The sequence below is a fragment of the Pseudomonas sp. G5001 genome (assembly GCF_013385475.1).
GTDB lineage: Bacteria > Pseudomonadota > Gammaproteobacteria > Pseudomonadales > Pseudomonadaceae > Aquipseudomonas.
In genome coordinates this window covers 75,693-88,233 of record NZ_JACAPZ010000008.1, presented here as the reverse complement: position 1 = coordinate 88,233, position 12,541 = coordinate 75,693, and the positions used below count along the sequence as shown (strand labels likewise).

The following is a 12,541-nucleotide window of genomic DNA, read 5'->3' as shown; positions in this document are numbered from 1 at the left end:
GCAATCCTCTTATTGGAAGTGGGCGGTCAGTTGCTCCAGCCGCCGTCAATGATCTGGGTGGTGCCGGTGGTAAACGCGCTGGCATCGGAGCCAAGGTACAGCGCCAGCTGGGCAATTTCCTGGGGCGTGCCCAGGCGTCCCATCGGCTGGCGGGCGGTGAATGCGGCGTATACCTCATCCTGCTGGCGGCCTTCACGACTGGCTTGTTCGACGATGCGTTGCTGCAGCGAAGGCGACTCCACGGTGCCCGGGCAGATAGCGTTGCAGCGGATGCGCTGGGTAACAAAGTCGGCCGCGACGGATTTGGTCAGGCCGATGACGGCCGCCTTGCTGGCGCAATAGGCAAAGCGGTTGGGCACGCCCTTGAGGCTGGAGGCCACCGACGACATGTTGATGATCGAGCCGCCGCCCGCCGCCAGCATCCCCGGCAGAAACGCGCGGATCATGCGGTACATGGCGGTGACGTTCAGGTCCAGGGCAAACGTCCAGTCGCTTTCCGGGCATTCGAGGATATTGCCGGCATGCACCACGCCTGCGCAGTTGAACAGCACGTCGAGCGGGCCGATCTCGGCAGCAAGGCGTTGAATAGCGCTGGCGTCGGTGACGTCGAGCAAGACCGTTTGCGCGCCCGACAAGTCAGCGAGCGCCTGTTGATTGATGTCGGCTGCAATCACTTCGGCCCCTGCCGCCAGATAGGCTTCGACGCTGGCGCGGCCAATGCCCTGGGCGGCGGCGGTGATCAGCACGCGTTTACCGGTGAGGTCCATGACAGACTCCCTTGATTATTGTTATTGGCTCAATGGTCAGGCCATTGAGGGCGTGAAACGCCTGCATCTGCGGCATAGCGAACCCTGGTGGGTTTGCTATGATCAGCACACTGGAAACGATCCAATGGTCAGGCCATTGATCCAATTTTTAGCATGGGTCATCCCGGTCAACAAGCGGCTTTTTTGCGGGTTGATCGCTTTGACCGTGCTGTGCATGAATCGAGCTGAGCCTAGATGCCATTTCAAGTAATTGATAACCAACGTCTTTATCGACAGATTGCCGACCAGTTGCGAGCGTTGATCGACAGCGGAGAATTTCCGCCGGGCAGTCGACTTCCCGCTGAGCGTGAACTCGCCAAACTGCTGGGCGTGAGTCGCGCTTCCGTGCGTGAGGCGATGATTGCCCTGGAGGTGATCGGCCTGGTAGACGTGCGGGTGGGCAACGGCGTGCTGGTGTGTGAACCCGTGAAACCGACAGTCAGCCAGGAACCGGTGATGGCCCAGGCCACCCGGGATCAATGGAAAGAGTTCGATCCGGAACTCAACCTGCACGTCGACTTCAATGCCGAGATTCCACCGTTTTCCCTGCTCCAGGCCCGTCGCCTGATTGAGCCGGAAGCCGCCGCCCTGGCCGCCAAACATGCCACCGACGAAGAGCTGGCGGGGATCCGCGAGGCCTTCGAGCGTAATGTGCAGGACAACCGCGACGGCTCCCATACCCATCCGGGCGATCGCCTGTTTCACATTCGCATCGCCCAGGCCTCGGGCAATCCGGCGTATGCGTTGATGATTGCGCACTTGCTGGGGCATCGTTACGGCAGCATGTTCCAGCGGTTGCAGGCGCATTACACCTCGGACGACATGCCCCATCGCTCGGAAGACGAGCATCGCAAGATCCTCGATGCACTGGAACAGCGAGACGTGGAGGGTGCGCGACAGGCGATGCGCAAGCACCTGGAAGAGGTGGTACGAATCTTTATGCGGACTGCGCAATGACCCTGTTCTACGACGCCCGCGGGAATATCTACGGGGTGGTAAGCCCGGCGCAGTTACGCAGCAAGGGTATCGACGTGCCGGACCGTGCCGACTTGGCCGCTGGCACCCGAGGTGTTTGGGCATTGGCGGCGATTGCCGCCGAGTGCGGTTGGGATGAGTTGCCGCGCCCGGCAGAGGCCAAGGCGCATCGTTGTGACGGTTTGTTGGTGGGGCCGTTCCAGGCCGCGCCGCCTTTTGACCTGTTGATCGTCAACACCGACGGTTCCCTGGCCGAACGCAGTGGCAATGGCCTGACGATCTTTGCCCAGTCGTTGACCGACCAGGGATTGATGGCGCAAGGCTGTGAGTTGCGGGTGCATCACGACAAGACAGACGCACTGTCGCCGGTGGTTACGCGGGTTGAGCCGGCGGAGTACGAACAGGTGCAGGGCTTTTGGCTGGCGCTCGGGCGTCCCGAGTTCGGGCCTTTGGCGGTAGGGGCTGTTGGTGTGGGCGCGGTCTCGCTTGAGGGAACTGAGGTGAGCCATGTTTCGCCACTGGCTGCGCTCAACCCCGAGTGGAATCACAGCCAGTTTGTGCGTGTGGGCAACCCGCATTGTGTGACGCTGGTACAGGACGCGTCAGCGTTGCCGGACAACGCCCAGTTGCATCGATCAGCCTGGTTCGATCCGCTGAGGGCGATTGCTTTCGCACCACCTGCCGGGGCCGGCCAACCTTGTATTTCCGGGGTCAACCTGCAATGGGTCGCCCGGGATTCAGGCAATCGCGTGATCGCGCGGGTGTTTGAGCGTGGTGAGGGGCCCACGGCGTCCTCCGGGACCAGCGCCAGTGCGGTGGCATGCGCCGCCTGGTCTGTAGGATGGGTGACGGCGGGTCAGGTGGCGGTGGTGATGCCGGGCGGTACCGCACCCGTACGGTTGCAAGCAGAGCCGGGTGAGTTGCTGAGCGTTAGCCTGTTCGGGACTGCGCGGCTGCAGGAAGTTTGAAAAAGGCAGTGGCGGGCTTAATCATCTTTGTCAGCTGTTTCTCTATAAATAAGCAGCTCTGGTGAATGGTGGTGTAAGAGTATTCTCGTTAGTCAGTACTGGCTGTTTAACTGCATTTCTGTATTTATAAAAGACCCTTCCAATATCAATGTACGAATCTTCTTTTTTATTTTGAGGCGGCCGAATTTCGCCTGAAATCGCTAGTATTCCTGGGGTTCAGGCACTTTTTATCTGCTTCGAATTGAGTGGCTTTATCTGCGTTTTACGGGAGAAGTTATTTCAGCTCGACAATGAATGGCGGGTAACAACGGATGTTCAATACGCTTGTTTCGTCACGTTTCAAACTGGTCGTTGCAGGAATGAACCAGGCATTTCAGGTGCTGGCTTTTAAAGGCAGCGAAACGATTGACCAGCCTTTTTTCATTGAAGTGCAGTGGGTCAGTGAAAACCCCAGCCTGGATCTGGAGAAGTTGCTTCACCAACCGGCCTATCTGGATTTTGGCGAGCCCGGTGAAGGCCTGCACGGGCAAATCTACAGCATTGGCCGGGAAGGCCCGGGGCAGCGGCTGACCCGCTACCACCTCACCCTTGCGCCGCGCGTGGCGTACCTGGCCCATCGTTGCGACCAGCGGATTTTCCAGCAGCGCAGCGTGCCGCAAATCATCGCGGCAGTGCTTGAGCAGCACGGCATCCTTGCTGATGCCTATACCTTCGAACTGGGGCCGGTGGTTTACCCACCGCGTACGTTCTGTGTGCAATACGCGGAAACCGACCTGCACTTTATCCAGCGGCTGTGCGAGGAAGAGGGCATTCACTACCACTTTCGCCACAGTGCAGACGCCCATGTACTGGTGTTGGGTGATGACCAGACGGTGTTTCATCGTTTGCCGGCGCAACGCTACTGCCCGGCCGGAGGCCCGGCTGCCGAAACGCTGGTGATCCAGCGTTTCGATGTGCGCCTGGCCACGCGCAGTGCTCAGGTTGTTCGGCGTGACTACGACTTCGAACATCCGTCGCTGCGCTTGCAGGAGCAGGCCGGATCTTTCCCGGCACTTGAAGACTATCAATACCCTGCGGGATTCACGGGGCATCTGCGAGGTTCGCAGTTGGCCCGGCGTGGCCTGGAACGTCATCAACGCGACCGTCATCGGGCCCTGGGCCGCAGTGACCAGCCGGCTTTGCGCAGCGGGCATTTCCTGGAACTGCGCGGCCATCCGGACCGCACCTGTAATGACTTGTGGCTGATCACCGGCGTACGTCACGAAGGCTATCAACCGCAGGTGCTGGAGGAGGCGGTGGTGGATGTCGAGGCATTCCACGGCTACCGCAATCGATTTACCGCAACGCCCTGGCGCGCCGCTTACCGCCCGCCGCTCAAGCACGTCAAACCGCGTATCAGCGGCAGCCAGACCGCAACCGTCACCGGGCCCGAGGGTGAAGACGTGCATTGCGACGCTCACGGCCGGGTGAAAATTCGCTTTCATTGGGACCGCCTGGACCAGCACGACGACAAGAGCAGCTGCTGGGTGCGTGTGGCGTCCGGATGGGCGGGTGACAGCTATGGCGCGGTGATGATCCCGCGTGTGGGCATGGAGGTACTGGTGACGTTCCTGGAAGGTGATCCAGATCGGCCAGTGATCAATGGTTGCCTGCCCAATACCTTGCAGCCTGTTGCCTATCCGTTGCCCCAACACAAGACCCGCAGTGTGCTACGCAGCCGCAGTTCGCCGGGCGGGACGGGGGCCAACGAGCTGCACCTCGAGGACCGCAGCGGCCAGGAACTCATCTACCTGCGCGCCCAACGCGATCTGGAGCAGCAGGTCGGCCACGACAGTCGGCTGGAGGTGGTGGGCGAACGTCGGGAAACCATCCACGGCTTGAGTGCCACCACCCTGGAAGACGAGGAACACCGCAGCATCGCCGGCGACCGCAAGGTTCGGCTTGGGGCTGATGATCACTTGCACGTGCAGGGCAACAGCCAGACCCTTGTCGGCCAGACCCTGGTGATCGAAGCGGGGCAACAGGTCCATCTGAAGGCGGGGGCCAACCTGGTTATCGATGCCGGTGCGCAGTTGAGCTTCAAGGCCGGTGGTGAGCATTTGCTGATTCAGGCCGGCGGGATTTTCAGCAGTCGGCCGATCACGTTGGGCGGTGCGCCTGCCGTGATTCGCACAGCCAACCCAGTTGGACCGGGTGACGTGGCTGCTTCGCCCGCATTTGCAGCGGATGGGCCGAAGGTTTCGGTTATCCAAGGCGCAGTCATGGAGCTGGCCAGAAGACTGGATGCGGACTTCTGTCCAGTGTGCGAGCGCTGCCGTGAAGGCCTGTGCGAATCCACGGGGAGGGCGGCTTGATGGAGATCGCGCCTGGCCAGTGGATGGCTGAACAGCAGCAGGCAGGGCGCCGGCTGTGCCTGGTTCTACAGGGTGAAAGCGATGCGCGTGGGGTACTGCTGGCGACACGCACGGTCGCTGAGTATCGCTGCCTCTTTGGTGAAACCGTCGCATCGGAAATGGCAGCGGATGGGCCGATGCTCCTGTTGCTCGACCATGTCAGCGAGCCCGCATTGGTGGGTTTGCTGCAAAACCCCCAGCGTAATTGGGGCTGGTTGGGCAGCCTGGCTGGTGATGATTTATCGGGTGTTACCCGGCACTGGCGCGACAGGTTGGTGGTGGGAACGGCGGGCAGTCAGGCGCTGTACCGCTTCCACGATAACCGCACCTTGGCGCGGGCCTTGGTTCACCTGCCTGCTCGGGACTGGCCTGTTTTTCTCGGGCCGCTGATCGGCGTGTGTTACTGGCAGGGTGAGCGTTGGAGTTGTGTCGATAACCCGGCTCCGGGGGCGTATCCGGTACCCGATCCTGCGCCGTGGCTGGAGGTGCCGAATCCCCAGGCGGGAGTGATTCTGCAAGCCAATATCCTGCGTTACCTGCTGGCCGAGTACAGCGAGGCGTTGAGCGCACTGGTTGAGTTTCAAGACCCGAGAGTCTGGTTGGCGCAGGTGCTGGAGCAAGCGCGGGCCTGGCAATGGGACAGGCCGGAACAGCTGGAGTTTTTGGTCGTGCGGCGGCTGTTGGAAGCCACTGGGGACGTGCTTATTCGATGGCAGCCGATGCGTGGGGAAGTGGCGGAGGATCATTTTCAGCGGGTGGTTGGGGAGTGGCGTCGGGTGGAGCGGAAGCAGCAGGATGCGTAGGGGATTTATGTCGGGCGTGTGGCGAGGGGTATTCGTTTGCAGTGTGCTGGGTGTTTCCGGTTGTGTGATGAAGCCTGCTGATAGTTTCACTTTGGAGGTCGATTTGCCGGCGAATTACAGACTCAGAGGCGATGCAACTTACGTCCCCGGAACAGGTGAGACTTGCACTTTACGATGGCGTCCAGGTGATCTGCCAGAGATCAAGATATTCGACGCTCTTGAGAAGTCGGTGGCGAATCGGGCGAGCTTCGAGTTGCCTCTGACGGAGACGGTGAACGGGTGTCCGTTAGTGCTGCGTTACATGACGTTTGATGTCTATGCGAAGTCGGCTGAGCACTTGTCGGACAGTGGGGGGGATTTTGCGTTTATCGGTGTGCATGATTGGGTTGAACCCCATATGTCTCGAATGCCGGGGCCAGGTACCTTGGAGGTGCCGGGGGCCTGTCAGTGGTTACTCAGGCCGGCAGGGCCAACGCAGGCGACTGATAACGTATTTCAATGCAACCTGGTGGATGCAAGAGGACTGCCGCCAACGACAGCAACGGGTGGTCGTGTGCAGCGTGATGAGTTGAACGGCAAAACGGTGAGGCTCGTGTTTGGGGAAATCTGATGGGGAGCGTACTTATCTTTAACTTTTACTGAATAAGGATATTCAGCGATGGCGCTTACAGAATGGAAACAACCCTTTTTCAGCGGGAAAATGCCGGCTTGTGCAGTGCGTGGATGTTGGCTGAGTTTTTGTCTTGTGGACGAATCAGGTGACGGAAACGCTTATGGGGGTCTTGCGTACAAGGTTTTTGACAGCACAGGTCAACAATATGCAGGTCGTTTGGATGGAAACGGTTTCGCAAAGTTGGACAACCCATATCGAGGGCCTGTGGTTCTGATCTTCGATGCGCCATATGAAATGAGCGGGGATTACTACGCAACGTTGCAAACGCGTGGTTGTTATCCACTGCCTATCACCGAGCTTCAGGTACGAGCCGAACAGACGCGGTTTTCACGTGTAGACGGGGAGCGCGTCGAGCGAAACCCGGCAGGGCGGGAAACAGGCAAATTCTATCAAGTCGAGGTCAGTGACTTGGTCTTGCACACTGCTCATTTGCCTCCCTTGGCGCCCAGAACCCATCGACCACCGCGGCATGCGCTCCGCATGCTGGCTGAACTTGGGTTTGGCCCCCCTCAGCCCAAGCTGACAGGGCTGGTTTTATTTCCTGACCTGCACACTGTGCTGGAGGTAAGGCCGCTGCGTGCGTTACGCCCGTTGTTGTCGATTGAAGACCAGTTCTGTGCCTTGAACCTTTATCAGTTGGCGCTTATGGCCACCTTGAGTTATTGCGATTTTGGGCAGGAACCGTCGACTCCGCCGATGGACCAGGTCAGCTTTCCCATAGAGCCTAGTGTGGGCAATTTTTTTTCCGAACAACTGTCGGGCTATCAGGAGGCTTGGAAGTTCGATTCCGACCAGGTGGAACACTTTTATCCCGTGTATGAAGACGTGCCGTACTCGCAACGATTCGAGGTGTTGCCTTTTGATCCTGAGTTGTATGAGCAAAATCGATCGGGGCAAGGAGAGTCCCCGACCCACCCAGCGAAGCTGCATTTTTTTGATGACGAGGAGAATGGCACTGATACTCAGGCGTTTATCAGCCATCACGACCATGTGATCCTGATCGCAGTGCGGGGCACTGCAAGCCGTTCCGATGGGCTGAGGGATGCCAATGCTCACCAGGTCGCTTTTGTCGAGGGTGTTGGTAAGGTTCATGAGGGCTTTTATGGCGCGTATCGGGCGATGCGTGATTTTGCGCTGCATTACCTCGACCGGTTCTACATAGGCCAGCGCATCATAATTTGTGGCCATAGTCTCGGCGGCGCCATAGCACTGCTGCTGGCAGAGTCTCTTAGGCGAATTCCAGGTTACGACCGCAACATCCTTCTTTACACCTATGGCGCTCCCCGCGCTGCCGACTCTGAGTTCACTGACGGTGCTTCATCTTTGGTGCATCACCGCATCGTCAATCATAACGACCCGGTACCCAGCGTCCCGGCACCCTGGATGAACACAACTGCCAAACTCTGGATTCCCGGGCTTGTTACCCTGTTCAGCAATCCTGCACCTGCTGGCCTGCTGTTCGCACTTGGGTTGGTGCGGGTGGGCGGGAACGCCTATCAGCATCACGGCTCCCAGCAGCATTTCATGCCGATTGCCTTGCCCGACGGCACACAGTCTTCAATATTGTGGAACCCCGGGTGTGAGTCGATCGAAGAAGCTGCATGCAATCGCGCGATTCAACTCAGCGGTGATATGCCGGACCGGGCCAACCTGATCAAGCAGCTAGTCCAATACAAGCAGCACTTTATGACCGCAAGCTACATCCCGGCAGCCTGGGCGACGTTACGCCGTTGGCAGCAAACCGTGGACGCCGACGGAACACTGATGACTGCGAGTGAATTTGAGCTGATCGAAAAAGCGCTGATCAGCATGCGGCAACAACTGCGGGAGAAAAAACGAGAACTGGACCGCTATCGACCGACCAATCAGCGTGGTTATGAAGATATCCAGGCCTTGAGCATCGAAGCTGATCGTCTGCAAAGTAGTCGCGACCGCCTGGCAACCCTCCGCTGGCGCCGCCTCCAGGCCCGCGACGTCTACGGCAGCCACGCTTCATCCCCAACCCTGCAATCCAGCCTGAAACGCTGGTTCGCTCACCCGCAAAACCGCGTACTCACCCAAGTGGCGAGCATCCCGCCACAATCGGATGATGGCTGGGGAAAGCCACAAACCCTCGATATAGATTCAATCGTATGAGCCTACAAAAACTCCACCTGCGCCGGCCGGCGTTTCATCAACACTTTGCCCGCTCGAATCGAATACAACGGCAAGCCCTGGCTGCGAATCACTTCATAGTCGCTGTCTGCAGACAGGATCAACAGGTTCGCCGGGCGTCCCGGTTCCAGGCCATAACGATCCCCCAGGGCCATCGCCCGGGCGCTGTTGTCGGTGACCAGGTCGAGAGCACTTTGCAGGTTGCGGTAGCCAAGCATGTGGCAGATATGCAACCCGGCTTCCAGCACCCGCAAAATGTTGCCGTTACCCAAGGGATACCAAGGGTCGACGATGGAGTCCTGGCCGAAGCAGACGTTCATGCCAGCCTCCAGCAGTTCGTTGACCCGGGTCACGCCGCGGCGTTTGGGGAAGGTGTCGAAGCGGCCCTGCAAGTGGATGCTTTCGGTAGGGCAGGAGACAAAGCTGATGCCCGAATGCCCCAGCAGGCGGAAGAGTTTGGCGCAGTAAGCATTGTCGTAGGAGCCCATGGCCGTGGTGTGGCTGGCGGTCACGCGGGCGCCCATGTCACGGCTGCGGGCCTCTTCGGCCAGCACTTCAAGAAAGCGCGAGTGTGGGTCGTCGGTTTCGTCGCAATGCACATCGACCAGGCAACCGGTGCGTTCGGCCAGGTCCATCAGGAACTTCACCGAACTCACCCCTTGGTCACGGGTGTATTCAAAGTGCGGGATGCCGCCGATCACGTCGGCGCCCAGGCGAATGGCCTCTTCCATCAGCTCGCGGCCATTGCGGTACGACTCGATGCCTTCCTGGGGGAACGCGACGATTTGCAGGTCGATCAGGTGGCCGCTTTCCTCGCGTACTTCAAGCATGGCCTTGAGCGCGGTGAGGTCCGGGTCGGTGACGTCGACATGGGTGCGCACATGCTGGATGCCATGGGCGGCCAGGGTCTGGATGGTTTTTTTGGAGCGGGTCTTGGTGTCTTCCAGGGTGATGGTGGCCTTGCGCTCGCCCCAGCACTCGATGCCTTCAAACAGGGTGCCGCTCATGTTCCAGCGCGGCTCGCCGGCGGTCAGGGTGGCATCGAGGTGAATGTGCGGCTCGACGAAAGGCGGGACCACCAGGTTGCCGGCGGCGTCCAGGTCGTCGGGGCCTGCCAGGGGGGCCGCGCCTTGTTGGGTGATGCTGGCGATCCGGCCGTGTTCCAGGTGCAGATCATGCAGGCCTTCACGGTTGCGCAGGCGGGCGTTGATGATGTGCATGGGCAAGTTCCTCTTGGCAAAAAACAGTCAGGCAGACAGCCGCCAGATCATCAGCGCGATGCCGATGTCCAGGCGGTCATAAGCATTGTCCAGCGTCAGCCCGCACAGGGCTTCGATACGCTGGACGCGGTGCGTCAGGGTGTTGCGGTGAACCGCCAGCCGTTGGGCTGCGGCCACAAGGTTACCATTCTCGTGGAACCAGGCCTCCAGGGTCGGCATCAGGCTTGGGCCATGGTGCAGGTCGTGGCGCAGCAGCGGCCCCAGGCGTTCGTTGAGGAACTGATCGAGCAGGGCGCGATCACGTACGCCACTGAGCAGCTTGAGTACGCCCAACTCATCGTAGACACACAGCCCGGCGCGTTCACTGAACCGTCGCGCAGCGGCCAATGCCTGGCGCGCCTCATCCAGGGCCTGGGCCAGGCGCGCGGGTGGGTGCGCGGCAGCACTCAGGCCGATAAACAGTTTCAACGGTGCCAGGCGCAGATTCAGTGCCTTCAACCAACCCGCCAACAACTGACGGTTGGCCAATGCCGCACCCGCGTCTATCGCAGGCAGCAGCAACGTCCATTGTCCGGCACGCCCCAGCACGGGCAGGCGCGACGGATGCTGCGCAGCAAACTGGCGCAGACGGCGGGTAATCGCATCGTGTTGTCGGGCAAGCTGCGCCTCGACCACTGGCGCCTCACCCTGGGCAAACAGCGCGTCGCTGCCGTCCAGTTGCAACTGGACGAGTTGCCAATGGCCGGCCAGCGGCATGTCCAACTGCGCAGCGCGGTGCAGCAGCAAATCCAGGGATTGGTAATCACCGGCCAGCAGGCGCTCCAGCACATCGTGTCGCGAGCGCCCCAACTGCTGCGACTGGATCAACGCCGAACCGATGGCCTGGGTCACCAGTACCATCTTCAACGAGTAAGGCTGTTCGATCAGCGGCATGCCCGCCGCTTGCGCCGCTTCCAGCAAACGCTGGGGAATCGCCTGGATATAGTCCGGCCCCGTGAGGATCACCAGGCCGGCGACCTGGCGCTGACAGGCTTCGTCCAGCAGCACCAACAGATTGGCCTCGTCCCGTGGGTGATTGATACCGGTGACGAACACCAGTTCGCCCCCCAGCACCCATTCGGCAATGCCGCTGTTTTCTGCGACATAGGGCCAGCGCACCGTGTTCTCCAGGCCGGCTTCCCCGGCCCGCAGGCACATCGATTCAAGGCCGGGCAAGGCCAGCACATCGGCGACTGTCAGGCTCATGCCTGGACGTCAGCCAAAGGTGCCCGCACCCGCAATACGCTGGTCAGCACGATGTAGGTCAGGGACGCCGCCACGATCCCCACCAATGGCGCCACCCAGGGTGAATGAAAGGCCAGCACCGTACCCACGGCATAGGCGATCAGCCCTGGCCAGTTGAAGGCCGGCAGGCGTGTATCGGCCAGGCGCGGATAGTGGCCGCGGTAGCGATAGAAGAAATCCGCCATGATCACCCCGCCAATCGGTGGGATCACCGTGCCCAGCAGGATCAGGTAGGGCACCAGCATGTCGTACATGCCCAGCAACGCCAGCAGGGTGCCGATTACCGCACCGGCCAGGGTCACCGTTTTACGGCGCTTGGTGCGCAGCAGGTTGCAGCCGGCGACGGCGAAGTTGTAGATGGTGTTGTCCTGGGTGCTCCAGATATTCAGCAACAGCATCGCCATGGCCGCCATGGCGAAGCCTTGCAGCAGCAACACTTCGACCACGTCGGGCTGCTGGTAGACGATGGCGCCATAGGCACCGATCAACACCATCAAGCCGTTGCCGATAAAGAAGCCGATCAGGCTGGCCAGCACCGCGACCCTGGCCGAGCGTGAGAACCTCGTCCAGTTGGTAGCCTGGGTCGCGCCGCTGACAAAGGTGCCGAACACCAGCGTGATAGCCGTGGACATGTCCAGCTCACCGGTCGGCACCACCGCCAGCAGTCCATCGAGCCCGCCGACCTTGACGGTGGCGACCCACATCGACAGAAACAACAAAATACCCATGGCCGGCACGGCGATGTAGGACAGAATCTCCAACCCGCGATAGCCCACGTAGGCCGTCGCGCAGAACACCATGCCAAACAGCACCATCAGCCCGAGTACGCTGCCCTGGCTCAACTCGAAATACTTGCCCAGTACTACGGCTGCGGTGGCGGTGCCCCAGGCGTACCAGCCGATCTGGGTAAAACCGAGAATCAAGTCGCTGAGTTTGCTGCCCACTTCACCGAAGCAGAAGCGCCCCATCAGCACCGAGTTCAAACCGCTCTTGAACGCGATGTAACCCAGGCCTGCGGCGTAGATACCCAACAGCAGGTTACCCAGGGCCACGACGCCGAGCATCTGGGTAAAGCTGAAGGCCACCCCCAGCTTGCCGCCGGCGAACATGGTCGCGGTAAAAAAGGTAAAGCCCAGCAGCACCATGGCGGTGGAGGCCAGGCCTTTGCGGGCATGCATGGGCACCTCGCTGAGAGGGTAGTCATTGCCCGGTTCGTTCTGCGTCATGTGCCGTTCTCCCTGAATGAGTGACGCAGGCCTATTGCA

General features: G+C 60.3%; 10 protein-coding genes. 6 read left to right on the top strand and 4 right to left on the bottom strand.

The window, feature by feature from the left end; translation table 11 throughout:
* Positions 1-26: 26 nt before the first annotated feature.
* On the bottom strand, positions 27-767 hold the full coding sequence (locus HX805_RS07970; RefSeq protein WP_177080920.1) for an SDR family oxidoreductase: 741 nt from the start codon (positions 765-767) through the stop codon (positions 27-29).
* A 234-nt stretch (positions 768-1,001) separates the two neighbouring features.
* Here HX805_RS07970 and HX805_RS07965 point away from each other — a divergent pair, with 234 nt between their 5' ends.
* The 6 genes from HX805_RS07965 (at position 1,002) to HX805_RS07940 (ending at position 8,754) form a co-directional block, all read left to right on the top strand.
* Positions 1,002-1,763: a FadR/GntR family transcriptional regulator gene (locus HX805_RS07965; protein WP_177080921.1), complete on the top strand. Its 762-nt coding sequence runs from the start codon at positions 1,002-1,004 to the stop codon at positions 1,761-1,763.
* Positions 1,760-2,749: a diaminopimelate epimerase gene (locus HX805_RS07960; RefSeq protein ID WP_003219528.1), complete on the top strand. Its 990-nt coding sequence runs from the start codon at positions 1,760-1,762 to the stop codon at positions 2,747-2,749. Before HX805_RS07965 ends, HX805_RS07960 begins: the two co-directional genes overlap by 4 nt.
* A gap of 311 nt (positions 2,750-3,060) precedes the next feature.
* On the top strand, positions 3,061-5,103 hold the full coding sequence (locus HX805_RS07955) for a type VI secretion system tip protein VgrG (RefSeq protein WP_177080922.1): 2,043 nt from the start codon (positions 3,061-3,063) through the stop codon (positions 5,101-5,103).
* On the top strand, positions 5,103-5,945 hold the full coding sequence (locus HX805_RS07950) for a DUF4123 domain-containing protein (RefSeq protein WP_177080923.1): 843 nt from the start codon (positions 5,103-5,105) through the stop codon (positions 5,943-5,945). The genes HX805_RS07955 and HX805_RS07950 overlap by 1 nt, the downstream gene beginning before the upstream one ends.
* A 67-nt stretch (positions 5,946-6,012) precedes the next feature.
* Entirely contained in the window at positions 6,013-6,555 is a 543-nt protein-coding gene (locus HX805_RS07945) for a hypothetical protein (RefSeq protein WP_143495382.1), read from the top strand.
* 48 nt (positions 6,556-6,603) lie between these two features.
* On the top strand, positions 6,604-8,754 hold the full coding sequence (locus HX805_RS07940) for a lipase family protein (protein WP_177080924.1): 2,151 nt from the start codon (positions 6,604-6,606) through the stop codon (positions 8,752-8,754).
* A gap of 2 nt (positions 8,755-8,756) precedes the next feature.
* Here HX805_RS07940 and codA read toward each other — a convergent pair whose 3' ends face one another.
* From codA to codB, 3 genes are read right to left on the bottom strand one after another with little or no spacing between them, the layout of a single operon-like run.
* On the bottom strand, positions 8,757-9,992 hold the full coding sequence (gene codA, locus HX805_RS07935; RefSeq protein WP_003219538.1) for a cytosine deaminase: 1,236 nt from the start codon (positions 9,990-9,992) through the stop codon (positions 8,757-8,759).
* Between the two features lie 27 nt (positions 9,993-10,019).
* Positions 10,020-11,237, bottom strand: a complete 1,218-nt coding sequence (locus HX805_RS07930) for a PucR family transcriptional regulator ligand-binding domain-containing protein (protein WP_177029075.1) — start codon at positions 11,235-11,237, stop codon at positions 10,020-10,022.
* The gene (codB, locus tag HX805_RS07925) at positions 11,234-12,502 is read right to left on the bottom strand and encodes a cytosine permease (protein WP_003219542.1); all 1,269 of its coding nucleotides are present in this window, start codon (positions 12,500-12,502) and stop codon (positions 11,234-11,236) included. The genes HX805_RS07930 and codB overlap by 4 nt, the downstream gene beginning before the upstream one ends.
* Between the last annotated feature and the right edge of the window lie 39 nt (positions 12,503-12,541).

Excerpts from the sequence above, each read along its gene's own strand:
- HX805_RS07970 (WP_177080920.1), bottom strand. The coding sequence starts at position 767 with ATGGACCTCACCGGTAAACGCGTGCTGATCACCGCCGCCGCCCAGGGC.
- HX805_RS07965 (WP_177080921.1), top strand. The coding sequence starts at position 1,002 with ATGCCATTTCAAGTAATTGATAACCAACGTCTTTATCGACAGATTGCC.
- HX805_RS07960 (WP_003219528.1), top strand. The coding sequence starts at position 1,760 with ATGACCCTGTTCTACGACGCCCGCGGGAATATCTACGGGGTGGTAAGC.
- HX805_RS07955 (WP_177080922.1), top strand. The coding sequence starts at position 3,061 with ATGTTCAATACGCTTGTTTCGTCACGTTTCAAACTGGTCGTTGCAGGA.
- HX805_RS07950 (WP_177080923.1), top strand. The coding sequence starts at position 5,103 with ATGGAGATCGCGCCTGGCCAGTGGATGGCTGAACAGCAGCAGGCAGGG.
- HX805_RS07945 (WP_143495382.1), top strand. The coding sequence starts at position 6,013 with ATGAAGCCTGCTGATAGTTTCACTTTGGAGGTCGATTTGCCGGCGAAT.
- HX805_RS07940 (WP_177080924.1), top strand. The coding sequence starts at position 6,604 with ATGGCGCTTACAGAATGGAAACAACCCTTTTTCAGCGGGAAAATGCCG.
- codA (WP_003219538.1), bottom strand. The coding sequence starts at position 9,992 with ATGCACATCATCAACGCCCGCCTGCGCAACCGTGAAGGCCTGCATGAT.
- HX805_RS07930 (WP_177029075.1), bottom strand. The coding sequence starts at position 11,237 with ATGAGCCTGACAGTCGCCGATGTGCTGGCCTTGCCCGGCCTTGAATCG.
- codB (WP_003219542.1), bottom strand. The coding sequence starts at position 12,502 with ATGACGCAGAACGAACCGGGCAATGACTACCCTCTCAGCGAGGTGCCC.